Source organism: Empedobacter sedimenti, from assembly GCF_030005555.1.
GTDB lineage: Bacteria > Bacteroidota > Bacteroidia > Flavobacteriales > Weeksellaceae > Empedobacter > Empedobacter sedimenti.
This window is the reverse complement of record NZ_JASCQG010000003.1, coordinates 1-25,210: the sequence shown is the minus strand read 5'-3', so window position 1 is coordinate 25,210 and position 25,210 is coordinate 1. Positions and strand designations below refer to the sequence as shown.

Sequence of the window (25,210 nt, the reverse complement as noted above, 5' to 3'; positions counted from 1 at the left end):
GCTTTCTTAGTTAATCTTCTAATTTCTGTATCTCAAAACCTGCATCAGTTACAGCTTCTACAACTTCTTCCGCGTCTTCAGTAGTTTGTACTGTTAAGACTTTTTTTTCGTCCGAAGTATCTACTTTCCAATTGTTTTCTCCAACAGCTTCGTCCAAAAATGGTTTAACAGATTTGATACAGCTATCACAATTTATATTTGTTTTGAATTTTAATTCGCTCATAATTTACAATTTAGACTCAAATTTATAAAGATTTCATAAGATTTACGCAACATTCAAGTAATATTTGATTCGGAAATTTAAATAAAAATCAATGAAACGTAATCTTGATGTAGTTATTATTTCTGATGTTCATTTAGGAACTTTTGGTTGTAAAGCCCAAGAACTTTTGGCTTATTTGCAATCTATCAATCCAAAGAAAATAATTCTGAACGGTGATATTATTGATATTTGGAATTTCAAGAAAAGTTATTTTCCGGAAACTCATCTTCAGGTAATTAGTTATTTATTAAACCTTTCTGAGCAAGGTATTCCGATTGTTTACATTACTGGGAATCACGACGAATTGCTTCGCAAGTTTACGACTATGAATTTTGGAAACATAACATTGACGGATAAGTTTATGTTAAAACAAAATAACGAAGTCGCTTGGATTTTTCATGGAGACGTATTTGATGCTTCAATTCAACACTCAAAATGGGTTGCAAAACTAGGAGGTTGGGGATATGATAAATTAATACAAATTAATTATTTGATTAATAAATGTTTAGAGTTTTTTGGTAGAGAACGTTACTCTTTATCTCAGAAAATTAAGAATTCTGTTAAAAAAGCAGTTAAACATATCAATGATTTTGAGCAGACTGCAGCAGAATTAGCAATAGAAAATCAGTATGATTATGTGATTTGTGGACATATTCATCAACCACAATTACGTAAAATTAAAAGCGAAAAAGGGGAGTGTACTTACATGAATTCTGGTGATTGGATTGAAAATCTTTCTTCTTTGGAATTTGTGGATGATAAATGGTCAATCTTTTATTTTGATGAACACAAGGCAGAATTAATGCAAAATCTAGAAGAAATTGAGTTTAATTATTCATTAGACGAGTTAATCGGATCTATACTTAATCAAAAATAAGATGAAGATATTGTATGCGTTGCAAGGAACGGGAAATGGACATTTAGCTCGTGCTCAAAAAATGTTGCCAATCCTAGAAAATTATGGTGAATTGGATGTTTTTATCAGTGGATCAAACTCTCAATTAAAGCTCGAAAATTATCAGTTTAAACATCACAAAGGTTTGTCATTATTTTACAATCAGATGGGGAAAGTTTCGTATAAACGTATTTTTAAGGAGAATAGTTTCAAATCGTTTTGGAACGAAGTTAATCAGTTTCCGATTGAAGATTATGATATTATTTTGAATGATTTTGAGCCAATTACAGCACATTCAGCACGAAAGAAAAAGAAAGAAATAATAGGACTAAGTCATCAAGCTTCACTTTTATTTGACGAAACACCGAAAGTGAAAAATAAAACAGGAGAAACGATTCTGAAATATTATGCACCAACAAAACAGTACTATGGTTTTCATTTCGAGCAGTACAATGAGTCTATTTTTTTACCAATAATTAGAGATAAAATTAGAGCGCTAAACCCTTCAAAAGAAGAGTATTATTTGGTGTATTTGCCAAGTTTTCATCCTAATGAAATAATTGATTGCTTATCATCAATTAAAGATTCAAGATGGAAAGTGTTTTCTCCTTTTGTTCAAGAAGTTACAAGTCAGTTTAATGTTGATGTTTTTCCAGTTGATGAACGTTTATTTACCAGATCTCTAGAGAATTGTACTGGCGTTTTATGTGGTGCTGGGTTTGAATTGCCAGCAGAAAGTTTGTATCTTAAAAAGAAACTTTTTGTTATTCCGATAAAAGGGCAATATGAGCAACTTTGTAATTGCGAGGCGCTTAAAAATGTTGGTGTTGATTATGCGTTTGAATTAGATAAAGATAAAATTCAAAAATGGGTTGATCAAACCAAAATAATTGAAGTTGATTTTCCTGATCAAACCGAAGAAATCATTCAAAAAGTTATTTTAGAAGCCGATATTTAATTGTTTTTCCAGAAAGCTGGTGTAAATAGAATTAGAATGGTAAAAAGCTCTAAACGTCCCAAAATCATTAAAAAACAGCACAAAAGTTTTGCGCTATCTGTTAAACTATTCATGGAAGTTCCTGGTCCGTATTCGCCCAAACCTGGTCCAACATTACCTAATGTAGAAGCCGTAATTGTAAGTGAAGTTAGGATGTTTTGGAAACTCATCGTTACGCCATAGTTTAATAAGCCAAATAAAATGGAACTGGCAATCCATGTAAACATAAACATTACGAAGAACGCCATAACGTGGAAAACAATGGTTTGATTAAGCGATCTGTTATTGTAACGAACAGGAATAATTGCGTTTGGATGAAGAATTCTTTTAAACTCTACCCAACTATTTTTTAATAAAATAACGTGACGAATTACTGTAATTCCACCTGATGTTGATCCGGCTGATCCTCCGATAAAAAATAAAGCAAAGAAGATTAAAGTTGTGACACTTAACCAATTAGAGTAATCTTCGACCGATAAAGCAGTTGTAGATGCAATAGAAACGACATGGAATAATGCGCTACGAAACGAATGTTCGAAGTTGAACCACGAATAAGTTTCGGTAGAATAATTAGGATAAATGATGAAGAAAAGGGCAAGGAAAACAATTGAAGTTGTAACAGCTAATAAACCAACCCACCAACGAAACTCTTCGTTGCTCCATATTTTTTTGAACTGTCCTTTGATCATTAAATAAATCAAAGCAAAATTTGTTCCTCCTAAAAACATCATAGCAATTAGTACATATTGGATAAATACATTGTTGTTCCAATACATAATGCCTTCATTTTTTGTAGAAAAACCAGCTGTAGCAATCACACTCATTGAGTGATTTGCAGCGTCAAATAAATTCATTCCACCAAAATATAAAAGCGCTGCAAAAAAAGCCGTTAAACCAAGGTAAACTAACCAAAGATTTTTAGCCGTTTCTGTGATACGGGGATGAATTTTATCGGTGTAAATACCTGGCGCCTCTGCCATAAATAGCTGACGGCCTCCAATTCCCAAAAAAGGAAGAATTGCAATGGTTAAAACAATAATTCCCATACCACCAATCCAATTGGTTGTACTTCGCCAAAATAATATACTTTTAGGTAAACTTTCTACATCATCATAAATAGAAGTTCCTGTTGCAGTATATCCCGAAACGGTTTCATAAATAATATTAACAACACTAAAATTTTCTGTAATAATATGGTCATTAGGTAAGAAAATAAGTGAAGTTACATAAGGCATACAGCCCGAAAGTATCAGGAAAAGCCAACCAACACAAACTACAATATAACCTTCGCGTTTATTGATATGTTTTCGTCTATCACGTGTAAAATACATCATTGCAGTTCCTGCTAATCCAACTAAACTACCAGAAAGGAGGAAGGAATAGATTAAATGGTCATTAAAATAAATGCTGACACATGTCGCAATAAACATGAATAAAGCATTTAACAATAATAAAACTCCAGAAAGGTTGAGAATAACTTTGATGTTAAGCGATTTCATTATTTAAAATATTTGGTCACTTTCGGAATTAAATTCGCTTGGCTAAATACAACAACATGATCTTTTGGCTCGATAATAAAATCATTAGTCGGAATAAATCCGTCATTTCTTCTTGTAATTCCGGCAATGATAGCGCCTTCTTTAAAAGGGAAATCGTTTACTTTTTTGAATGCAATTTCAGAATCTTCATGTATTCTAAATTCTAAAACTTCGGCATCCAAATCTGAAATTCCAGTTACATCCATCACAGAGCCTTGTCTTATATAACGGAAAATACTATCAGCAGTCAATAATTTTTTATTGATAAAAGCATTAATTCCAACTTCTTGAGAAAGATGTATATAATCGATATTCTCTACTAATGCAATGGTTTTCTTAACACCACGAGATTTTGCCAATAGACAAGACATGATATTGGTTTCGGAACTTCCTGTAACGGCAATAAAAGCATCAGAATCTGAGATACCTTCTTCTATCAGCAACTCGCCATCTCGTCCGTCACCATTTATAATCAGAATATTGTTTAACTCATCGGCAAGATCAAAAGCTTTGTTTCGATCAATTTCAATTAGTTTTACATTGTGTTTATTTTCTTTCAGTAATTTAGCTGTTTTTACACCAATGCTTCCGCCTCCTAAAACAATCACATTTTTGAAATATTCTTGCTTTTTACCTAGCATTTTATAAATTTCTAAAATACCAGATTTCTTTACAATAAAGTAGACATGATCATCAATTCTGAATTCAGTTTCAGCTTCAGGAATAATTGTTTTATATTCTCCGCGATCGTTGCTACGAATTATTGCAATAGGAGTAAATAAATTTTCTTCACCACCTTTTGTCGTCAAATACATGTCTTTGTATGGTTTATCTAAGATTTTACAGTCTTTGTCCAAAACTGTTCCGACCATAAATAATTGACCATTTGCAAAAGGGTGCATTGCATTAAAAGCAGATTGTTGTACCAACGAATATATTTCGTCAGCAGCTAATTTTTCGGGACTAATTAAAGCATCAATTCCCATTCCTTGCACCCAAAATTGATTTTCTTTGTACAAAAATTCAGGGTTAGAAATTCGGGCAAGTGTTCTTGTTGCGCCTAATTCTTTTGCAATAGAAGCACTTGTAAGATTGGTGTTTTGTAAGTGAGTAACAGAGATAAACATATCTGCATCTTTTACACCAACATCGCGCAAAGCTTTGAATGAAGTAATATCACCACGAAAAGCCATTACATCTAACGAATTTTCGATCATAGATAATTTGTCTTTGTCCATATCGACAATGACAATATCATTCATTTCATTAGATAATAATTTGGCTAAGTGAAAACCAACTTCGCCAGCGCCACCAATAATAATTTTCATGCAAGAAAGATTAAGTCAATACTTATTTAGAAGTTTCTTTTTGTCCCATTAACATCAAGAATGATTTCAAGAAATCATCTATATCTCCGTTCATCACTGCATCTACATTTCCTGTTTCTGTTCCAGTTCTGACGTCTTTTACCAATTTGTAAGGATGCATTACGTAATTACGAATTTGAGAACCCCATTCGATCTTCATCTTATTAGCTTCAATTTCGTTTCGAGCAGCCATTTTTTTGTCTAACTCTATTTTGTATAATTCAGATTTCAACATTTCCATTGCGCGCTCACGATTGGCTAATTGCGAACGTTCAATTTGACAAACCACCACAATACCTGTTGGTTTGTGCGTTAACTGAACTTTAGTTTCTACTTTGTTGACATTTTGTCCACCAGCACCTCCCGAGCGAGAAGTTTGCAACTCGATGTCTGCAGGATTTATATCAATTTCGATAGTATCATCTACAATTGGTGATACATAAACCGAAACAAAACTTGTGTGACGTTTTGCATTACTATCAAAAGGTGATATACGGACCAAACGATGCACACCATTTTCACCTTTTAAATAACCAAAAGCAAATTCACCTTCTATTTCTAATGTCACAGTTTTTACGCCTGCAACATCACCTGCTTGATAGTTTAACTCTTTTACTTTATAACCATGTTTTTCTGCCCACATCAAATACATACGCATCAGCATAGAAGCCCAATCACAAGACTCAGTTCCACCAGCGCCAGCTGTAATTTGTAGAATTGCTCCAAGATTATCACCTTCTTCAGAAAGCATATTTTTGAATTCTACATCTTCCAAAAGTTTTGCTACAACATTATATTGTTCTTGTACTTCTTCATCTGTTACTTCGCCTTCGCGGTTAAATTCTACTAAAACTTCGACATCGTTTACAGCATTTGCAATTGTTTGGTATTCATCGATCCATTTCTTTTTACCACGCAAAACTTTCATAAAAGCTTCTGCTTCTTTCGGGTTGTTCCAAAATTCAGGAGAAGCAGCGTGTTCTTCTTCATTTTGAACTTCGATTTCTTTTTGTTCGATTTCCAAATATTCGTGTAAATCTTGTGTACGTTTTTGGATGTCTTTTAGTAATTCGTTGTTAAACATAAGTGCAAATGTATAAAAATAGGAGATTAGATAAATATGAGTTTTTTATGCTTCGATGATTTTATCATCTTTTCCGTTCCATGAAAGAATTTTATAAGTAAAACCTTCTTCAGTTTTAATTTCTTGCTCTTTCAAGATAAGAAAAGTATCGTCCCAATCGTTGTCTTCATAACTTACAACCCAAAATAATTCATTAAAAATCAAACCTTCCAAAATATAAAACAATTCTTCTGGCGAATCAATATGATATGTTGTGTAAGGAAAAGTAGCACGTAACCATATTTTGTCATCGTCATCGGTCTGAATATAAAGATCTCCTAAAGCAGATTTATATTCGTTTTCTATATGAAACTCTAAAAGCTCGATCCCTTGTTTGTTTTGACCTTCTAAATCAGGAAAAGCCTCTATAATTAGATTATATATTTTTGTTGAATATTCATTCATCTTTGTAAAATTGAGCTGCAAAAATAGTTGATATTATCTAATTCTAACACGATATTTCTGTTCTATAAAACGAAAGAAGTTAAATAGTTTGTATTCAAATTCATAACCATAATCTACAGTGTGATCTAGATCAATACTCACAGCGTATAAATCTGGATTATACGTCATTGGTTGCATGTGACGCTGATTCCAAATCATTGCATATTGACGATTTTTTTGCTCGTAATATGCTTTCGAATAATACTCTTTTGGTAATGCAACAGATTTTAGATAAGTATCATATTGAGGATCAAAAACTACAATATCGTATTCGCCATCTTCATTTGGCTCAAACTTCATCGAGTTTTCATCTTTGTTTATCGAAGTGTTTTGTGAAGTTTGATTGGTTGTGCAAGCCAAAAACAAAACCGGAAGGCTGATAAGAAGGATTAACTTTTTCATCGTTTTAATTTTGATTAAATTTACTAAAAATTACAGATATGTACACGATTTTGCATAATTCGCGTTGCGGAAAGAGTAGAGATGCTATGAAAGTATTGGAAGAATCAGGTAAAGATTTTAAAGTAAGAGAATATTTAAAAGAGACTTTGACAAAAGATGAGTTGAAGGCTATTTTGAAGAAATTGAATCTGAAACCGATAGATATCGTCCGAACAAATGAGGAAGAATGGAAAGTTAATTTTAAAGGTAAAGAGCTTTCTGATGATGAGGTTTTGGATGCTATGGTAGATTATCCAAAGTTAATTCAGCGTCCAATTGTAGTTGACGAAAAAGGTGGAGTAGTAGGACGTCCGAAAGAATTGTTAGAAGATTTTATCAAGTAAATATAGAAGAAAAAAAATCATCAAACATTTTGCTTGATGATTTTTTGTTTTTTATTGTTAGTTCAAGGTTACAACATACATAGTTCCTTTGTCTACTTTACCTGTTTTAGGTAATATTTTTGCTTTTGGGTTTCCGTTTCCGTCGTCAACAACGCCAAAATCATCATCATTGAAAACAGCGATTTTGTTGTTTCCTAAATAAACTAAACCTTCAAATTTATCGTGTTCATAGCCTAATTTAGCAACTAAATCTACAGCCAAAGTTTTTGTAACTGGTTTTATCCCTGCTGCAGAAATCTCTGCCCAAGTACTTTGCTCTAAAGCTTTATTATTAATTTTTAAACCATCAACTGCTGTTAAATCTGATCCATTAACATCTGTTGCATTGGCTAAATTAATTTTATATACTTTTTTGATTCCACCTTGCGAACCGTAATTTCCATCACGCTCAATTACTAAAAATTCTGTAGAACTAATTGCCGTAATATCGCAAACAGAATCAGAATTTCCTCCATCTTGTTCGTACAAAAATTGTTTTGTAGCACCAGTCGCGATGTCAAACGTAACGATGCGAATCAATGTTTTATTTGTTGCAGAATTTTTATTTGGCACATACATCATAGATTGCATTGCACCAACCAAAGTTTTACCATCTGGTGTCATACAAAGAGATTCCATACCACGATTAGCTCTACGCTTTGCTAAAACTGCTGGTAATTTTCGGTTTCCTGTATTTACACCAATTGGACTAATTCTTTCCAATTCTACACCTTCTCCACTATAATGAACAATGTGAGGTCCATATTCGTCAGATACCCAAAAAGTACCATCTTTAGCAGCTACAATACTTTCGCTGTCTAAACCATAAGGATCAGTCCCTAAAATGGCTCCATTTGCATCGTAAGCAATTTCGCCTGTACTTCCTTTGCCTTCTGGGTTTGGTAAGCCTGTAATTGGTTGCCCTGAAGGATTTTTAAGTTTGATGTATTTAATTACTTCGATATTTCCTTGCGCATTTATTTTGAAATGCATAATAGTTGGAGTAAAGTTAGGCGCTAAGAATTTTTTACCATTTAAATAATCTGTGTTAGGACCGCGATCTGTAATCACGTAAAATTCTCCTTTACGAGTTGGGTGAGCAGCTGCTCCAGAGCCAAAACCTCCATTTATAACATCTACACCATTTAGTGTTGTTAATTTTGTAAAAGGAAACTCTTGAGGAAGTTTCGAATAATTTTCAGTTTGATTTTGATCTAATTCTGGATTTTCATCATCATTACAAGCAATTAAGCTCATTAACGCTATAGCTGTAAATAGTACTTTTTTCATATTGATTAATTTCGCTCAAAAGTAATTCCTCAATATAAAGTTAAGATTAATGGAAAGATAAATTAAGATTAATAATTTATTGGTTTCTTGATTTGAAAGAAACATTTAGAATAGTTTGTTGTATAATATTTTTGGTTTAATAATTGTTAGTATTTGAGGAAATATCCAAACTATGAAAATACTAGATGCATTATCAAAAAGCCAACGCGAAAAGGGAACTAAATTAGGATTGTTAACTACTGCAGCTACTACTGGTGTAACAGTGGCAAAATTTTTAGGAAAACGATCTATTTATGGTATAATTGGTGGAATTGCAGTTTCTCTTGCTGCTGATTATATTATGAAAAAGTATGAAAAGAAATTAGAAAACCAAGAGCCGGAAAGTGATTTGGCTGTTGAGCAAAAGAAATAATTTGATAAACAAAAAACCACTCGTTAGAGTGGTCTTATGTTTATAATCCTACATGAATATCTTTTGTTGTTGCTTCTTTTTGAGATGTTTTATATTTGGGATCGTAGTTCCAAATGATTTTATCTTGGGCTAATTTTCCATTCACATTTGTTTCAGCAATTACAATGTTTTCTCCTTTTTGTAACTGTACATTATCAGCGACAAAATGTATTTTATTATATCCATTTTTTACATTTTCTATCTTTTTACCATTTACAGTCAAAGTTGGTGTTCCTTGATTAGAGAAGATTGTAATGGTTGTAAATTCGTTTCCTCTGTTTATCATTCTACGTTGAGTAAGATATACAACAGGCTCTTTGCTCCAATTTGCTTTGTACCAATAAAAAGGATCTTTTTTGATTTTTCGGTCAAAAGAAATCAATCCTTTGTAATTTCTCGGATTAACGTTAAGTCGAGTAATTGGTGTTGCGAAATCGAAGGTATTCCATACATAAGAACCCAGGAAAATTGGATGTTTTTCTATTGTAGCCCAATGCACAATATGAAATTTTGTTGCAAATTCTTCAGGAAAAAATGCTGGGTCACTCCATTGATTACCATAATTTCCAGTAATTTCTACTTGATCTTCTGGTTTTGCTTCAGCTCCATATTCCGAGAAAATAATTTTAAAGTCTTTAAATTTTTTCGAAATTTCATTCGCCCAAGTTTCCACATCTTCTTTATCTGTTAAGTTCTCTACTTCGCCATTGTACCATCCAAAATAATGATTAATTCCTTGTATATCAGCATTATTATTTACAGGATGATCAACCACATTATAGCCACTTACTTGTACTGTATAACGATCAGGATCTTCTGTTTTAGCTAAATCATGTAATTTCGTTGTCAATTCGATTGTGTAGTTATTTGGCGAATAAACCTCGTTATGCAATCCCCAAGTGTAAATTGATGGATGATTGTAATTTTGACGAATTAATTCTCTTAATTGTTGTAAAGCATTATTTTCTTCTAAAGTTGTAACTTGATTCACAAACGGAATTTCTGCCCAAACAATCAATCCTAAACTATCACATTTCGAATAAAAATAATCTGATTGCTGATAATGTGCTAAACGTATAGATGTTGCACCCATTTCTTTGATAATTGCTAAATCTTCGTCGTGATCTTCATTTGATAAAGCCGAACCTTTTCCCCAACGATCTTGATGTCTTGTAACACCATACAATGGATATTTTTTGTCGTTTAAGAAGAAGCCTTTATTTGCTTTTAGCTCAAATTTACGAATACCCAAAGTTTGAGTCACTTCATCAATAATTTGACTATTAGCTTTTATTTGTGTTACGACTTTGTATAAATACGGATCGTCTAAACCATTCCATAAATGTGGATTTGTAAGTTTAGCTTCTTGAAAAATCTCTTGTTGTCCTTGTGGAAGAGCGGTATATGGTGTTTGAATTGTTTTTACAGTTTTACCAGAATGATCGATAATAGACGAAACAATTTCAATCTTTTTTGTTTGTAAAGATTTATTGTCTAATTTAACTTTAAGCTTTATATCAGCTGATTTTTTACTGACATTTTTCTGAGAAATATAAACTCCAGCAGAAGCAAAATCATTGACAGCAATATTAATAGGATCTGTAACAATTAAACTTACAGGGCGATAAATTCCGCCATATACAGGGAATAAAACATGGTTTGTCGGAATTATAGCCGGATTTTCTTCATTATTAGCTTTAACTAAAATTTCATTTTCTTGATCAAATTTTAGCATTCCTGTTAATTCCAAAACAAAAGCAGAATAACCACCTTGGTGGCGCCCAACAAAGTTGTACGTTCCGTTATTTGCATCACTCTGAAAACTAACATTGTTTTTGTTAATGGTAGATTTTAGTGGATTTGTATTGATATAAACTTCTGCATTTGCACCAACTCCTTCAAATTTGATAAAAACGCGTTTATTTTTCCATTCAGCTTTCGGTGTAAAGGTTTTTCTATAGTATGAATCGCCTACATAAAAACGTTCATTTGTACTATAAAAACCTGCATTTATTTGGTTAGATTGCATGTCTATCGCATTCCAAGTATGAGGAATTTGAACTAATTGCCAGCTTCCCTTAAAGAGTGAAGAGTAGTTGAGTTCTGATGTTTTGAAAGGACCTTTTTTGAATGCCCAATCTTGATTAAATGGAATATTTTGGCGCGCAAAAATGAATTGACTTGTTATGAAAACAAGAAGTAGCAAAGCAATTTTTTTCATGTGATGATTTGATATAGAAGTATAAAAGTAATTATTTTTAAATCTATTACAAAACAAAAAATCCACTCAATTGAGTGGATTTTAAATTATAGTTGATTAGATTATTTATCTAAAACTTCCATATCAAAGTATAAAGTTGCGTTTGGTGGAACAACACCTCCAGCTCCTCTGTCACCATATCCTAATTGAGCAGGAATGATTAAAAATACTTTAGTTCCTTTGTTGAACATTGTTAATGCTTCCATCCAACCTTGGATTAATCCTGTAACACCAACTGTAACATCTAATGGTTGATTTCTGTCGTAAGAAGAATCTAATTTTTCACCATCGTTTAAACGTAAAGTGTAGTGCGTCTGAATTGCATCTCCTTGAACAGGTTTTGCACCTTTTCCTTCTTCTAAAATAACATATTTTAATCCAGAAGGAGTTGTTTGAGCTTTTGCTTCTAATTCTTTTTGACGTGCAATTTCAGCATCTTTTTCAGCTTTTACTTTTGCTTCAGCTTCAGCTTGTTTTTTTGCGTGATTTGCTTTAGCAGCTTCAAAAGCTTCAGCTCCATTGTATTTTGCGTATTTATCACCTTTACGAGCGATTTCTACTTTCTCTATAACAACTGGTACAACTGGTTTGTCATTTGGTGTTTTTTCTACATTTGCAATAGAATCTACAACCTCTAAACCTTCAACAACTTGTCCGAAGATTGTGTGACGTCCATCTAACCAAGGAGTAGGAACTTCTGTAATAAAGAATTGAGAACCATTAGTTGCTGGACCTGAATTTGCCATAGATAAAACTCCTTTTTTGTCGTGTTTTAATGTAGCATCAAATTCATCTTCAAAATCATAACCAGGACCACCAGTTCCGATTCCGTCTGGATCACCACCTTGAATCATGAAATCTTTGATCACACGGTGAAAAACGATTCCGTCGTAGAAAGGAGCTCCTTTCGCTTTTGCTTTATTTTCTTTTGTACCTTCAGCTAAACCAACAAAGTTAGCAACCGTCATAGGCGCTTGGTCTTCGTATAATTTGATTGTCATTGCACCATGATTTGTTGTCATTTTTGCATACAATCCGTCTTCTAAACTTTTAAATTCTTCTTTACTCATCGTTTTTGGAATTTTAACGCCACAACTAACTAAGGTAGTAATGACAGTTAAGATTAATAATAATTTTTTCATTTATTTTACAGTCTTGACTATTCAAAATTAGTGTTTTTTGATTGTAATGATCTTTACATCCATAATAATTGGTGTATCTGGAGCAATTTTTTGAGTATCTCCATAACCACCGTATGCTAAGAATGAAGGTAGTAATAGTTTTGCAGATTCGCCTTCAGGAATTAATTGTAAGGCTGCGTGTAATCCTCTTACAATGTCAGCTTTACCAATAATTATTTTCTGAATTTTGTTATCGTTGTAAGAATATAAAATATTGTTTTCTAGATCAGATACTTGATATTCAAATTCGATATAATCTCCAACGTTGGCTGTTTTATCAGTTCTTTGACCTGAATTTGAAATCCAAAATCCAGAATTTGTTTTGACAAATTTTAGATCAGATGTTTTCATGTAATCATCAAACCATTGCAATTCTTCTTGATGCAATAATTTTCCTCGTTCTTGTGAACGTTTCATAAAATCATCATTTGAATAAGAAACAGGATATTGTGTAACTTTTTGATCACAAGAAGTAAGTCCGATAAGAGCTAAACCAACTAAAACTATTTTTTTCATTAGATCACAACTTTTTCTAATTGTTCTTTATATGCGGGTAAAAGTGATTGTAAATAAGCAATCGTTTCTTCCATATTAAGATCAGATCTTCCTCCAGCTGCATTCATATGTCCGCCACCATTAAAGTGTTTGCGAGAAAACTCATTCACATCAAAATCTCCTTTAGAACGTAACGAAATTTTAATGAAATTATGATGTGTATCTTCAATAAAAATAACAGAAAAGATGTAATTCTCTACACTTAGTCCGTAATTTACAAAACCTTCTGTGTCACCTTTCTGAAAACCATTTTTTACTAAATCTTCGCGCGTTAGAAACATAAAAGCTGTGCGATATTCTTGTAAAAAAGTTAGATTTTGTAAGGTTAATGATAATAATTTTAAACGTCCTTGTGTTTGAGAATCGTTAACATAAGAGGTTACTTTATCTACTTCTACACCTTTGTCTATTAATTCTGCAACAATTCTGTGTGTATCTGCTGATGTATTTCGGAAACGGAATCCGCCTGTATCAGTCATTATTCCTGTATAAATACATTCTGCAATACCTTTATCAATTTTATCTAAATCATTCATTGCTTCGATAAAATTGTAAACCATTTGACAGGTTGCAGGCATCTCGATATCCGAATACATAAAATCAAATGTATCTGGTTCGCGGTGATGATCAATTAATATTTTTGGTGCTTTTGAGCGTTCAACCCAAAATCCTAAATCATCAATTCGTTTTACAGTATTGAAATCTAAAATAAAGATTAGTTCGGCTTGATGAATAATTGCTTCTGCTACCTTAGGCTTATAGTCCGCAATTACGATCTCTTTTGCAGATGGCATCCATTTTAAAAATTTAGGAAAATCATTTGGCGCTACAATATTACATGTGTGACCTAATTTTCTTAAATAATGAAACATAGCTAATGTAGAACCTATCGCATCTCCGTCAGGATTTTTGTGTGGTAGAATAGCTATTTTTTTTGGTGCCGATTTTAAAAGAGTTTTTAACTCTTCGAAATTTGTCATTTGCATAAACGCAAAGATAGAAAAACAACTGAAATGGTAAACTGCTTTGAGGAAGAAAAATTAGTGGTTCAGTCTTTAGTTTAGTTCTTCTAGATTGTTTACTGATTCTAAGATTAAATTTAATTTGAGTTAAAATGGCTAAGTGTGTTATTGATTTGATAAAAAAATAATTCATTTATTTTTATATGCCAAATAATTATTCACTATCTATATAAATAATTCAAGATTAAAACTTGTTTAACAAAATATTAACATTAGAAAAAGTTTCAAACAATTTTCTATCACATCTTCAAAATAGTGAATATAATTCAGTTGTTATAAGTTACTGTTAACTAACGCTTATTAGTTAAAATTTTGGCTGAATATTATCATTTTGTTAAAATTTACTAAATTATATTCATAAAATAATATTCTATAAAATTATTTATTATTAGAAAATTTTTAATTAAAATTTAAAATAATACGAAAATTAATAATTAAATATTTCTTAAATCAGATAATTGATTTTTTATTCTAAATGAAGTTTATATTTTAGCAATTCAATTTTTATAACATTTATTTAACACTAAAATTAACACATGAAAAAACAATTATTGTCTTTAAGTGTTGTTTCGTTTTTCTTTTTTTCTTCTGTAGTCGCTGCACAGATTACAGGAGAAGTAAGAGATTCGTATAACATACCTGAGGCAGATGTAGAAGTTAAAATTAAGGGTAAAAACGAAGCTTTTTATACAGATGAGAATGGAATGTTTGATATCGATGCAAAGATAGGTGACATTTTATTGATTAATGGAAAAGAGTATAAAGTAACTACGATTAATTTAGGTATAATAAAATTAGTCGATACTAGTGAAAAAGTAAATTTAGATGAAGTTGTTGTTTCTACGGGATACGAAAAATTGTCTAAACGTACGTTTACAGGTGCAGCAAGCAAAATTTCTGCCGAAGATCTTAAAGTAGAAGGGGTAGCTGATGTAAGTAGAATGATAGAAGGTAAGGCTGCAGGGGTTAATGTACAGAATGTTACAGGTACTTTTGGTACAGCGCCAAAGATTACAGTTCGTGGATCTTCTTCAATCTTTGGAGATACTAAACCATTATGGGTTATTGATGGAATTGTACAAGAAGATGTTGTAAATGTCTCTTTTGAAGATTTAGCTTCAGGAAATTCAAGTACATTGTTAAGTTCTGCTGTTGCTGGTTTAAACAGTGATGATGTAGAAAGTATTGAGATTTTGAAAGATGCTTCGGCTACATCTATTTATGGTTCTAGAGCGATGAATGGTGTTGTTGTAATTACGACAAAAAGTGGTGGAAGAGAATCTGCATTAAAAATCAACTATTCGCAAGAACAAACAATGCGTATGGTTCCTTCATATTCTCAATATGATATTTTAAATTCTCAAGAAACAATGGGTATTTTGCAAGAAATGCGTTCAAAAGGATTCTTATCATTACCATCAGTTTCTCAGGGACGTTACGGAGGAGTTTATAATTTGTTGTCAAAAGCTATTTATGATTTTGATCCAAATACTGAGACTTTCCGTGTTAAGAATAATCCGGTTGATCGTAATGCTTTTTTAAGAAAGTATGAAATGGCTAATACAGATTGGTTCAAATTACTTTTCAAACCATCTATTACACAAAATCACTCAATTAGTTTTTCTGGAGGAGGTAAAAACAATGCATTCTTTGCTTCGACAGGATTGTACTACGATCCAGGATGGTCTATTGCGGATAAAGTAACACGATTAACATCAAATATTAAGAATACATTTTTTATCAATGATAAATTAAATGTAACCTTGTCTACTATTGCTTCTGTGCGTAAGCAAAAAGCGCCGGGAACGTATAATAGTATCAAAGATGCTTATTTTGGTAGTACAACCAGAGATTTTGATATCAATCCATTCAACTATGCTTTAAATACGAGTAGAGCTTTACGTGCTTACAACGATTTGGGTGAATATGAGTATTTTAGAAACAACTGGGCAGATTTTAACATTTTGAATGAATTACAAAATAATAAAATTGAGTTAGATGTAAAAGATATTCGTTTTCAATTAGAAGGTGAGTACAAAATTTTGCCAGAATTAAGATATAATTTCAATGCTTCTGCTCGTTATGCGGTTACAAAGACTGTACACGATATGTACGAAGGGTCTAACGTAATCAAAGCATATAATGCTGACGAAACGACAATTGTTAGAGATGCAAACATTTATTTGTATCAAGATCCAAACGATCCAACTGCACCAAAAGTAAGAGTACTTCCGAATGGAGGAATTAGACGATCATTAACAAATGATTTGACTTCTTTTATTGTAAGAAACAGTTTAGGATATAACAAAACATTTGGTTCTTTACACGAGTTAGATGCTTTTGTAGGACAAGAAATGCGTTCTGTAGATCGTACATCGGATAATTTTACTGCATTCGGATTACAATATGATAAAGGAATGGTTCCTTTTACTGATCCAAGACTTTTAGAAAAAATTATTAACGATGGAGATTCTTACTTCAGTTTTGGTGAAGAAAAGGAAAGAACTGTCAGCTTCTTTGGTAAAGTAGGATATACTTATGATCGTAAATATACTGTTGCATTAACAGGTCGATACGATGCATCAAACAGACAAGGTCGCAGCACAGATTCTCGTTGGTTACCAACGTATACGGTGAGTGGTAAATGGAATTTGAAGAATGAAGAGTTCTTGAAATCGAGTTCTACTATTTCTGGTTTAAGTTTAAGAGGATCTTACGGATTAACAGCTACTTCTGGTCCAGCAACAAACTCATTGGCAATTTACAGAAATGCCATTTCGTTAAGACAATACACGAAAGATAGAGAGAGTTCTTTGTACATTGACGCTTTACAGAACGCTGATTTAACATGGGAAAAACAATACGAAGCGAATATCGGAATTGATTTAGCAATGTTCAAAAACAGAATTCAGTTTGTAGCTGATATTTACCAAAGAAATGCATTTGATTTGATTGATTATGTTATTACTTCTGGTATTGGAGGCGAGCGTTTGAAACAAGGAAATAATGCTGATATGACGACAAGAGGTATCGAATTCTCTTTAACTCATCAAAATATTGCAACTCCAAATTTCAAATGGTCTACAACATGGAATGCATCTTTCTATGATCAAGAAATTAAAAAATTAGAAAATAAAGCAAGAGTAATTGATTTGGTTGGAGCAACTGGTGGTAACATGGTTGGTCGCCCAAGAAATAGTATTTATTCGTTCCAATTTCAAGGATTGTCAGATCAAGGTTTACCAATTTTGTTAACGAACGAAGGTACAATGAATATGTCTGCAATTAATTTTCAGGATAATGAAGACATTGCAAAATATTTAAAATATGAAGGATCTGTAGAGCCAAATAAAACGATAAGTGTTTCGAATACATTGAAATACAAAAACTGGTCGTTCGGATTCTTGATTGTGGCTTCTGGAGGAAATAAAATTAGGTTAAATCCTATTTACTCAAGTTCTTACGATGATTTAACAGTATTTACAAAAGATTTTGTAAATCGTTGGATGAGACCTGGAGACGAAAAATTAACAAGTACACCTGTAATTGCAGATCAACGATTAATCAATCAATATGGATCGTCAAACATGCAAAAATTGTATAATGCATACAACTATTCGGACGAACGCATTGCAGACGGAGGTTTTGTAAGATTAAAAGATATTTCTTTAGGATTTGAATTTCCACAAAGTTTGAAGAATAAATTTGATTTGAAATCTTTCGGATTAAAATTTAATGCTACAAACCCATGGTTGATTTATTCTGATAAAAAATTAAGAGGACAAGATCCAGAGTTCTTCAGATCAGGAGGAGTTTCAACTCCAATTACAAGTCAATACACATTAACACTTAACCTTGGTTTCTAATTTCTGATAAAATGAAAAAAATAAATATTTTAATTGCAATAGCTGCAACATTATGTTTTTCTAGCTGTGATGATTATTTATCTGAAATGCCAGATAATCGTACAGTTTTAAATTCGCCAGAAAAAATTTCTGAAATATTAGTTAACGCATATCCAGACTATTCGTATGCTGTTTTCGCAGAAACAATGTCTGATAATGTATTTGATACACAAAATATACCTGCTACTAATGAGAACAACACACGTTCTTATAAGTGGGAAACAGTTACAGATGACGGAGGAGATACACCTTCTGCATTTTGGGATGCTAGTTACAAAGCGATTGCTCATGCTAACCAAGCGTTAGAAGCGATTGAAGAGTTAGGAAACAAAAGCTCTTTGAATCCTCAGAAAGGTGAAGCTTTAATGGCAAGAGCATACAACCATTTTATGTTGTTGCAATTTTTTAGTTTAGCTTATAATCCTTCAACTGCAGATAAAACATTGGGAATTCCTTATGTAAAAGAAGTTGAAAAATCGTTAAACAAAAAATACACAAGACAATCTGTAAAAGAAGTAATGACTTCTATTGAACATGATTTAGAAGAAGGATTGAAACTTGTTGGTAACGATTACGCTCAAAAGAAATATCATTTTACTAAAAATGCGGCTCAAGCATTTGCAACACGTTTTTATTTAGTAAAAGGAGATTGGAATAAAGTTATAGAAAATGCCGGATATTTAGGATCATCTCCAATTAATTTGAGAGATTATCAAGCGTGGTCAAAATTAGGAATTTACGAGAGATTAGCTAATTATTCGTCAAGTTCTTTAGAAACCAATTTATTATTGTCAACGCAATATTCTACTTACAGAAGAAAAATAACACGCGATCGTTTCGCATTTCCTAGTGAAAAAGCAGTTTCTACTTTTACAGCAGCTTCAAATCCTACAGGGAAAGCATGGTATTATTCAACAGTATCTACAAACGGAATTAATGACTTTCTTCCGAAATTCGATGAGTATTTTAAATATACAAATCAAACTGCTGGAATTGGTTATCCATACATCAATTACACATTATTATCAAATGATGAAGCTTACCTTAATAGGTTAGAAGCGCTTGTTATGTTAAATAGAATGGATGAGGCTTTGACAGGCTACAATTATTTTATTTCTACAAGAACAAATGGATATGATGCTGCGAAAGACAAAGTGACTTTTGATAAACTAAAAAGTTTTTACACTGTAAAATCGGACGAGTTTACACCTTATTATGCTTTAAACGCAGATCAAAGAGTAATGTTGAAAGCAATTCTTGAAGCGAAAAGGTTAGATTTCTATCACGAAGGTTTACGTTGGTTAGATATCAAAAGACACAATATTGTTGTAACACACGCTATTTTAGGAGAACCAGCACAAGTTCTGAAGAAAGACGATTTAAGAAGAGCTGTAGCGCTACCAGCACACGTAGTTGCAGCAGGTATAGAACAAAATCCAAGATAAAATGAGATTAATTAGTTTAGTAAAATATACAATGGTAGCAGCTTCGTTCGCAATGGTAACAAGCTGTGATCAAGACGATGATAAATTAGGCGCAAGTATTCTGAAAGATACTTTACCATATGCCCCAAGTCAAACAGATTTTTGGTTGAAAGATAATTTCGAGTTACCATATAATATCGAAGTATTATATAGATGGGACGCGCAATTTGTAGATTATAACAAATATTTATTTCCACCAGATGCAGCTAATGTACAGCCAGCAATGGAAATCGTAAAAAAGCTTTGGATTGATACATATTCTACAGTAGGAGGTAAGAATTTCATTAAGCAATTAGCTCCACGAGAAATTGTAATGATTGGTGGTGTAAACAAAAACACAACAGGAACAACAACTCTTGGATATGCAGAGGCAGGAACACGTATTACACTTTTCGAAACGGATAATTTAGTATCATATATTCAGAATCCTGCTCGTACAGCAGAAGAGAAAAAAGCAAAAACGAGAGTGTTTATTCAAACAATTCAGCACGAGTACATTCACATTCTTAATCAAACAAAACCTTATGACAGAAAAACATTTGAGGCTATTGTAAAGAATGGAGGATTAGGACAATATAAGTCTGATTGGTACAGTGATACAGATGCAGTTGCGAGAGAAAAAGGATACATTACAAATTATTCTCAATCTAATGTTGACGAAGATTTTGCAGAAATGGCTTCTTTCATGTTAGTGTTCTCTAAACCAGAATATGATGCAATTGTTGCGGCAATCAAAAACGAAAAGGCAAGACAATTAATCAAAGCGAAAGAGCAAATTGTTGTTGCTTATTACAAAGAGCAATTTAATATTGATTTTTATGCTTTGGTTGAGGAAGCAAACAAAAATTCTCAGTTAGTTTTTAACTCATTTAATAAGAAATAAGATGATAACGAAATATATAAAATTATCCCTTGTTCCTATGTTAGTGTTTTCTACATTATTTATAGGTTGTAGTGACGATGATATTAATAATTTTGACAAAACACCAACTGAACGATTAGAAGAAGCTAAATCTGAAATGAGTAAAGCTCTTTTAAGTGCAAAAGATGGTTGGAAAATGATCTATTTTACTGATAATAACCAGTTTGGTGGTTATACACATATCATGAAGTTTGAAGCTGATGGTAAAGTAAAAATGATTTCAGATTTTGATCAAACTTCAATCACTCCATCAATTAGTGATTTTGAATTGAAATCAAGTTATGCTCCGGCGTTAGTTTTTACAACAAAAAATAAAATTCATTTATTATCAGATTCTAATAATTCACCTGGAGCTCAGCAAGGAGCTGGTTACAAAGGAGATTTTGAATTTGTTTTTGATAAAATTGATGAAAATGGTGACATCCATTTCAGAACGTCAAGAAATAACGTCAAAATTGTTTTCCAAAAAGCAAAAGCTGAAGATTGGACATCTATAGAAAATAACTTTAAGACAGAAGATGCTGCTTTGGTTGGAACAGAAAATGATCCATTTTTTAGTGTAATGGAAATTAAAGAAGGTTCTAAAGTAAAATCTTACATGTTTAGTTACAATAAACAAAGACGTTTTATGGATCTTTCTTTACCAGATCCTATGGATACATTCAACGATGGATACGGAATTGGATTGAAAAATAATAGTATTGTTTTGAATCCTGCTGTAAAAGTTGGTAACGAAGAATTGAGCGAGTTTTTCTTTGATGCTGCTTCAAAAGCGTATGTAGCGAAAGGAAGCCAAGGTCAAGTTTCCCTTAAATTTACAGATGAAGTAAGTGATGGATCTGCATTTGAGTTAGGAAATACAATTCTGCAAGGTGAAAAATTAGTCACAACTCACATCAAATTATTCAGCGGGTTAGATGGTAAAGGAAATACACCATATGGTAAGAAAATGGTTGCAGATGCAAGAAGTGCGACTAATGGTACAATTACTCGTATTTTCCTAATGTTTAACCTTACAGAAGGAGGTGAGGTTGTGAATAAAATTGATTATTATTTTTCAGGAAACGTGATTATTTCTCATTATGTGGATATTGTTCGTGGAGAGAATAACGCTGTTATTCTGAAACACAAAAAATGGAGTACATCTTCACTTTTAATTACAGAATCCTTAAGAAAATTAGATAATCATTTATTAGATCCTAAAGGTTTACTATTCAAGCGAGAAAATTATAACGTCGTTTATCCTTTTCCAATAGTTACTCTGAAAGCGGTTTCGTCATTGTCAAGTAGAAAGACTGCATTCGCACTTTCTAACTATGATTCAACTGCTCAGAATTAATTTTTAAAACATGGAGGATGTTATTTTTAACATCCTCTTTTTTTTGCTCTATTTTTGTTTGCAAAATAAGGTTATTGAAAATGAGTATAAATAAATTGTTATTCATAAATAGATTTGTTTTATATTAATACAAATCCTTATTATTGTAAAGTAAATGTTAGGTAAACCAAAAAATGTTGAGTTAATATTCAATTGAAATTTTACTTCCTGAAAATAATTAACTTCTACTTTTTTAAATAGATTAAGTCACTTCCTCTTTATTTAAAAAGTTTTTAGATATTATTAATAAACATAATAGCTTTTTATCTATTTTACAACATACTACAAACCTATCACATTGTAGTTTCATCTATTTATATTTTCCGATTTTCTAAAGTGTTACATCTTGATAATTAATCATTTGTGATTATTGTTATTTGTGTGATATGCTGATATACTGATTTATATAAATTCTCTAAATAATTTTGCTCCAACTCTTTAACTAGCTTAAATCTATAGCATTTTAATGATAGAAGCTTTGATAAACCTAATCAAAGCTTTTATCCTTTTATTTTGAAAAATTATGAAGAAGAGAATTACATTAGCATTAACTTTTATTGGTACTTTAAGTTTTGCGCAAGTAGGAATTAATACTGAAAATCCACACGAAAGCTCGTTATTAGATGTATTAGCAAATGATAGAGGAGTTTTAATACCAAGATTAACGTTACAAGAAAGAAATACAATCAATAAACCAGCAAACGGATTGTTGATTTATGACAAAGAAAATAAATGTTTAAGTCAAAATATTGGAAACGAAACTGCTCCAGAATGGATTTGTTTAGGAACTACAGTTCGCTCTTTTTATATGCCATCTATGGTAGTTGATACTAATACAATTGGTAGTGCAAAGCAAATTGATTTGTTTAATGTTTATAAAAATCAATTTGAAAACCCGATGGTAAAAAGTGCAAATGCAAAACCATCTATTCCATATTATGCAGATGCTAAAAAATTGTATTATTACATCACATATTATGATAACAATGTAATTGATAATATTACAATTTCTGAAGAAGGATTAATGAAATATGTTGTGAAAGGTACTCCATCTGATGTTTCTTTTATGAATGTTGTTTTTGTTGTAAAGTAAGTAAGAGATGAGAATATTTATATGTTTTACTCTTATTGTTAATCTTTTTGTTAGTCAAATTTCATTTGCTCAAGTTAGTCCAGTTACAATTGTAAATGAACAACCAAGTTTGTACGAAATCTTAAATCACATTCAAGCAAATGGTGTTAAATTGTCTAATCCAAGATTAATTAATGGAAACATTAATAAACAAGTATTAACATTTGAGAAAGGTTACCAAGCTAATTTTGAGATCGATAAAGGAATAGTTGTTTCTACAGGAAATGCGAAAGAAGATGTTTTAAGTCGTAATTTATCAGCAAATAAATCCAGACCAAATGGAGGAAGTTATAACGATAGCGATTTAACAGCTATTGATAATCAAGCGCTTTATAATTCGTTTATTTTAGAGTTTGATGTAGTGTTAGATCCTGGATTAACTGCACTTCGTGTAGCTTTTCAATTTGGATCTGAAGAGTATCCAGATTATGTTGGTGGACAATACAATGATGTTTTTGGATTTTTTGTAAAAGGACCTGGTATTACGGGAACTAAAAACATGGCAAAACTTCCGACAAATAGTCAGCCTATAACAATTAACAACATTAACTATGGTAAGTACGGAGGAAGTTCTGGTGCGTGGAGTAAACCTATGAAACCTACTGATTTATCGCAAAGCAATTTGTATATTAATAATGGTCATACAACCAAAATATTTAGAAATGATTATCCAAATATGTTAATGAGGAATACTGATGATCCTGATTTACAAACGTATAACCGCGATGTTTATATTGAATGGAATGGTTTGACGAAACTTATTACATATGATTTGAAAAACTTAGTTCCTGGTCAGAAATATACTTTTAAAATTGCAATTGCAGACGTCTCTGATACAACAATGGAGTCTGGAGTTATTATCGAAAAACTACAAGGTGTTGATGGAAGTGATCTGGCTGTCGAAAAAAGTTTAGTTGAAGATAAAGAATACAAAGCTGGAGATATTATTGAATTTAAAATCAGACCAAAAAATTTAGGACCATATATAAATAATGATGCTGTTATTGAGGATATTTTACCTTCTGGTTACGAGTATATTTCTCATACTATAACACCCAATTTCGGAACATATGTTAATGGAATTTGGACGATAGGTACATTAAGAGTAGCTATAGATGAGCCAGAATTGATTGTAAAAGCAAAAGTTTTACCTACTGGACAATATAAAAACACAGCAATTATTAAATCAACAAAGTTTGATCCTGATATGAGTAATAACTCATCTTCAGTTTCGCCAGAAATAAAAAGTGCAAAGAAAAATAGAATGATCTCTAATCCTATGATATTCATTAAATAGTACTATAAATTTTATTTATACATATTAAGTATATTTATACATTTTATAAAATATATTTGCACCCCAAAACTTATCAAATTCTATTTGATAAGTTTTTTCATATATTATTTTTTTAACCACAAGATGAAATTTATTATATTATTTTTCTACTTTACTACTACTATTTATGCCCAGACAAAAAAAGAAATTGATGATAATTTTGTAACTGCTTATAACTATTATAATAATAATGATTGGGTAGAAGCATTAAAATTGACTGATAAAAACCTCGAAGATTCAAAAAAGCTTAATTATATAGAAGGAATTAAAAAAGGATATCTTAATAAAGCTAAGGCATTGAATAGTTTAGGATATCATAAAAAAGCAATTTCGAGTTTAGAAACTTTAAAAAACGATTATTTAAATAATGATGATTATTTTGTTTTATGCGAGTTGCATAGAGTAAATGGTAACATTTATGAAAATATAAATTCGTATAATGTAGCATTAGATAATTATTACAAACAATTAAAATACTCTTATAAATTTTCAGAGGAAGAAAGTAAGGATAATATAGACAAATTTCAAAGGATTTGGGCTTATGATAATTTGATTTCCGTTTATAGTACTCAATTAAAAACAGATTCTATTTGGAAGTATATCAATCAAAAAAGTATTGAACTAAACAAACTTGATGATAAAAACTTGGACAGAGAATATGGTTATTTGTATAGTGATTATGCTTCTCTCTATTTAAAACTAAAACGTTACGACGAATCGTTATGTAATCTTCCCCTTGTTAGGAACATTTAAAAGTATAGTTTTTATTTAATATTATTGTATTATTATTTTGATTAATTTGAAATGTAGGAAAATCATTAGGATTTTTGACCTTACCATATTT

General features: G+C 31.5%; 22 protein-coding genes. 11 read left to right on the top strand and 11 right to left on the bottom strand.

Annotated features, from left to right (window positions below):
• Positions 1-10: 10 nt before the first annotated feature.
• Positions 11-223, bottom strand: a complete 213-nt coding sequence (locus QHG34_RS03935; RefSeq protein WP_282628874.1) for a heavy-metal-associated domain-containing protein — start codon at positions 221-223, stop codon at positions 11-13.
• 91 nt (positions 224-314) lie between these two features.
• On the opposite strand from QHG34_RS03935, the gene QHG34_RS03930 reads away from it, so the two are divergent.
• Together QHG34_RS03930 and QHG34_RS03925 are read left to right on the top strand one after the other, a co-directional pair.
• A complete protein-coding gene (locus QHG34_RS03930) occupies positions 315-1,139 on the top strand; it encodes a UDP-2,3-diacylglucosamine diphosphatase (protein WP_282628873.1) in 825 nt (274 codons plus the stop codon).
• Between the two features lies 1 nt (position 1,140).
• On the top strand, positions 1,141-2,115 hold the full coding sequence (locus QHG34_RS03925; RefSeq protein WP_282628872.1) for a glycosyltransferase family protein: 975 nt from the start codon (positions 1,141-1,143) through the stop codon (positions 2,113-2,115).
• On the opposite strand, the gene QHG34_RS03920 is transcribed toward QHG34_RS03925, so the two are convergent.
• Genes QHG34_RS03920 through QHG34_RS03900 form a run of 5 tightly spaced genes read right to left on the bottom strand, consistent with a single transcriptional unit; the run spans position 2,112 to position 7,028 of the window.
• Complete coding sequence (locus QHG34_RS03920; protein WP_282628871.1) at positions 2,112-3,653, bottom strand: TrkH family potassium uptake protein; 1,542 nt, start codon at positions 3,651-3,653, stop codon at positions 2,112-2,114. The two genes, QHG34_RS03925 and QHG34_RS03920, sit on opposite strands and share 4 nt — an antisense overlap.
• Positions 3,653-5,020, bottom strand: coding sequence for a Trk system potassium transporter TrkA (gene trkA / locus QHG34_RS03915; protein WP_282628870.1), 1,368 nt, complete (start codon positions 5,018-5,020; stop codon positions 3,653-3,655). The genes QHG34_RS03920 and trkA overlap by 1 nt, the downstream gene beginning before the upstream one ends.
• A gap of 22 nt (positions 5,021-5,042) precedes the next feature.
• Positions 5,043-6,143: a peptide chain release factor 2 gene (gene prfB, locus QHG34_RS03910; protein ID WP_282628869.1), complete on the bottom strand. Its 1,101-nt coding sequence runs from the start codon at positions 6,141-6,143 to the stop codon at positions 5,043-5,045.
• A gap of 45 nt (positions 6,144-6,188) precedes the next feature.
• The gene (locus tag QHG34_RS03905; RefSeq protein ID WP_282628868.1) at positions 6,189-6,587 is read right to left on the bottom strand and encodes a hypothetical protein; all 399 of its coding nucleotides are present in this window, start codon (positions 6,585-6,587) and stop codon (positions 6,189-6,191) included.
• A 33-nt stretch (positions 6,588-6,620) separates the two neighbouring features.
• A complete protein-coding gene (locus QHG34_RS03900) occupies positions 6,621-7,028 on the bottom strand; it encodes a DUF6146 family protein (protein ID WP_282628867.1) in 408 nt (135 codons plus the stop codon).
• A gap of 38 nt (positions 7,029-7,066) precedes the next feature.
• On the opposite strand from QHG34_RS03900, the gene arsC reads away from it, so the two are divergent.
• Positions 7,067-7,411: an arsenate reductase (glutaredoxin) gene (arsC, locus tag QHG34_RS03895; protein ID WP_282628866.1), complete on the top strand. Its 345-nt coding sequence runs from the start codon at positions 7,067-7,069 to the stop codon at positions 7,409-7,411.
• Positions 7,412-7,468: 57 nt separating this feature from the next.
• On the opposite strand, the gene QHG34_RS03890 is transcribed toward arsC, so the two are convergent.
• Entirely contained in the window at positions 7,469-8,740 is a 1,272-nt protein-coding gene (locus tag QHG34_RS03890; RefSeq protein ID WP_282628865.1) for an esterase-like activity of phytase family protein, read from the bottom strand.
• Between the two features lie 172 nt (positions 8,741-8,912).
• Here QHG34_RS03890 and QHG34_RS03885 point away from each other — a divergent pair, with 172 nt between their 5' ends.
• Entirely contained in the window at positions 8,913-9,152 is a 240-nt protein-coding gene (locus QHG34_RS03885) for a hypothetical protein (RefSeq protein ID WP_282628864.1), read from the top strand.
• Positions 9,153-9,192: 40 nt separating this feature from the next.
• Here QHG34_RS03885 and QHG34_RS03880 read toward each other — a convergent pair whose 3' ends face one another.
• From QHG34_RS03880 to QHG34_RS03865, 4 genes are all read right to left on the bottom strand, one after another.
• Positions 9,193-11,412, bottom strand: a complete 2,220-nt coding sequence (locus QHG34_RS03880) for a glycoside hydrolase family 2 protein (protein ID WP_282628862.1) — start codon at positions 11,410-11,412, stop codon at positions 9,193-9,195.
• 101 nt (positions 11,413-11,513) lie between these two features.
• On the bottom strand, positions 11,514-12,593 hold the full coding sequence (locus tag QHG34_RS03875; protein WP_282628861.1) for a peptidylprolyl isomerase: 1,080 nt from the start codon (positions 12,591-12,593) through the stop codon (positions 11,514-11,516).
• Between the two features lie 27 nt (positions 12,594-12,620).
• The gene (locus tag QHG34_RS03870; RefSeq protein WP_282628860.1) at positions 12,621-13,148 is read right to left on the bottom strand and encodes an FKBP-type peptidyl-prolyl cis-trans isomerase; all 528 of its coding nucleotides are present in this window, start codon (positions 13,146-13,148) and stop codon (positions 12,621-12,623) included.
• Positions 13,148-14,173: a DHH family phosphoesterase gene (locus QHG34_RS03865; RefSeq protein WP_282628859.1), complete on the bottom strand. Its 1,026-nt coding sequence runs from the start codon at positions 14,171-14,173 to the stop codon at positions 13,148-13,150. Before QHG34_RS03865 ends, QHG34_RS03870 begins: the two co-directional genes overlap by 1 nt.
• A 572-nt stretch (positions 14,174-14,745) precedes the next feature.
• Between QHG34_RS03865 and QHG34_RS03860 the strand changes: the two genes are divergently transcribed.
• From QHG34_RS03860 to QHG34_RS03830, 7 genes are all read left to right on the top strand, one after another.
• Complete coding sequence (locus QHG34_RS03860) at positions 14,746-18,075, top strand: SusC/RagA family TonB-linked outer membrane protein (protein ID WP_282628858.1); 3,330 nt, start codon at positions 14,746-14,748, stop codon at positions 18,073-18,075.
• An 11-nt stretch (positions 18,076-18,086) separates the two neighbouring features.
• On the top strand, positions 18,087-19,559 hold the full coding sequence (locus QHG34_RS03855; protein WP_282628857.1) for a RagB/SusD family nutrient uptake outer membrane protein: 1,473 nt from the start codon (positions 18,087-18,089) through the stop codon (positions 19,557-19,559).
• A 1-nt stretch (position 19,560) separates the two neighbouring features.
• On the top strand, positions 19,561-20,481 hold the full coding sequence (locus QHG34_RS03850; RefSeq protein WP_282628856.1) for a substrate import-associated zinc metallohydrolase lipoprotein: 921 nt from the start codon (positions 19,561-19,563) through the stop codon (positions 20,479-20,481).
• 1 nt (position 20,482) lies between these two features.
• Complete coding sequence (locus QHG34_RS03845; protein WP_282628855.1) at positions 20,483-21,859, top strand: DUF4302 domain-containing protein; 1,377 nt, start codon at positions 20,483-20,485, stop codon at positions 21,857-21,859.
• Between the two features lie 562 nt (positions 21,860-22,421).
• Positions 22,422-22,991, top strand: a complete 570-nt coding sequence (locus QHG34_RS03840) for a hypothetical protein (protein ID WP_282628854.1) — start codon at positions 22,422-22,424, stop codon at positions 22,989-22,991.
• A gap of 7 nt (positions 22,992-22,998) precedes the next feature.
• Positions 22,999-24,327, top strand: a complete 1,329-nt coding sequence (locus tag QHG34_RS03835; protein ID WP_282628853.1) for a DUF11 domain-containing protein — start codon at positions 22,999-23,001, stop codon at positions 24,325-24,327.
• A 123-nt stretch (positions 24,328-24,450) separates the two neighbouring features.
• Entirely contained in the window at positions 24,451-25,119 is a 669-nt protein-coding gene (locus tag QHG34_RS03830; protein WP_282628852.1) for a hypothetical protein, read from the top strand.
• Positions 25,120-25,210 lie beyond the last annotated feature (91 nt).

Bases quoted from the DNA above. Each gene is read 5' to 3' on its own strand.
- QHG34_RS03905 (WP_282628868.1), bottom strand. From the start codon at position 6,587: ATGAATGAATATTCAACAAAAATATATAATCTAATTATAGAGGCTTTT.
- QHG34_RS03830 (WP_282628852.1), top strand. From the start codon at position 24,451: ATGAAATTTATTATATTATTTTTCTACTTTACTACTACTATTTATGCC.
- QHG34_RS03870 (WP_282628860.1), bottom strand. From the start codon at position 13,148: ATGAAAAAAATAGTTTTAGTTGGTTTAGCTCTTATCGGACTTACTTCT.
- QHG34_RS03920 (WP_282628871.1), bottom strand. From the start codon at position 3,653: ATGAAATCGCTTAACATCAAAGTTATTCTCAACCTTTCTGGAGTTTTA.
- QHG34_RS03840 (WP_282628854.1), top strand. From the start codon at position 22,422: ATGAAGAAGAGAATTACATTAGCATTAACTTTTATTGGTACTTTAAGT.
- QHG34_RS03935 (WP_282628874.1), bottom strand. From the start codon at position 223: ATGAGCGAATTAAAATTCAAAACAAATATAAATTGTGATAGCTGTATC.
- trkA (WP_282628870.1), bottom strand. From the start codon at position 5,020: ATGAAAATTATTATTGGTGGCGCTGGCGAAGTTGGTTTTCACTTAGCC.
- QHG34_RS03850 (WP_282628856.1), top strand. From the start codon at position 19,561: ATGAGATTAATTAGTTTAGTAAAATATACAATGGTAGCAGCTTCGTTC.
- QHG34_RS03925 (WP_282628872.1), top strand. From the start codon at position 1,141: ATGAAGATATTGTATGCGTTGCAAGGAACGGGAAATGGACATTTAGCT.
- QHG34_RS03845 (WP_282628855.1), top strand. From the start codon at position 20,483: ATGATAACGAAATATATAAAATTATCCCTTGTTCCTATGTTAGTGTTT.
- QHG34_RS03930 (WP_282628873.1), top strand. From the start codon at position 315: ATGAAACGTAATCTTGATGTAGTTATTATTTCTGATGTTCATTTAGGA.
- QHG34_RS03860 (WP_282628858.1), top strand. From the start codon at position 14,746: ATGAAAAAACAATTATTGTCTTTAAGTGTTGTTTCGTTTTTCTTTTTT.
- arsC (WP_282628866.1), top strand. From the start codon at position 7,067: ATGTACACGATTTTGCATAATTCGCGTTGCGGAAAGAGTAGAGATGCT.
- QHG34_RS03880 (WP_282628862.1), bottom strand. From the start codon at position 11,412: ATGAAAAAAATTGCTTTGCTACTTCTTGTTTTCATAACAAGTCAATTC.
- QHG34_RS03835 (WP_282628853.1), top strand. From the start codon at position 22,999: ATGAGAATATTTATATGTTTTACTCTTATTGTTAATCTTTTTGTTAGT.
- QHG34_RS03890 (WP_282628865.1), bottom strand. From the start codon at position 8,740: ATGAAAAAAGTACTATTTACAGCTATAGCGTTAATGAGCTTAATTGCT.
- QHG34_RS03885 (WP_282628864.1), top strand. From the start codon at position 8,913: ATGAAAATACTAGATGCATTATCAAAAAGCCAACGCGAAAAGGGAACT.
- QHG34_RS03900 (WP_282628867.1), bottom strand. From the start codon at position 7,028: ATGAAAAAGTTAATCCTTCTTATCAGCCTTCCGGTTTTGTTTTTGGCT.
- QHG34_RS03865 (WP_282628859.1), bottom strand. From the start codon at position 14,173: ATGCAAATGACAAATTTCGAAGAGTTAAAAACTCTTTTAAAATCGGCA.
- QHG34_RS03875 (WP_282628861.1), bottom strand. From the start codon at position 12,593: ATGAAAAAATTATTATTAATCTTAACTGTCATTACTACCTTAGTTAGT.
- prfB (WP_282628869.1), bottom strand. From the start codon at position 6,143: ATGTTTAACAACGAATTACTAAAAGACATCCAAAAACGTACACAAGAT.
- QHG34_RS03855 (WP_282628857.1), top strand. From the start codon at position 18,087: ATGAAAAAAATAAATATTTTAATTGCAATAGCTGCAACATTATGTTTT.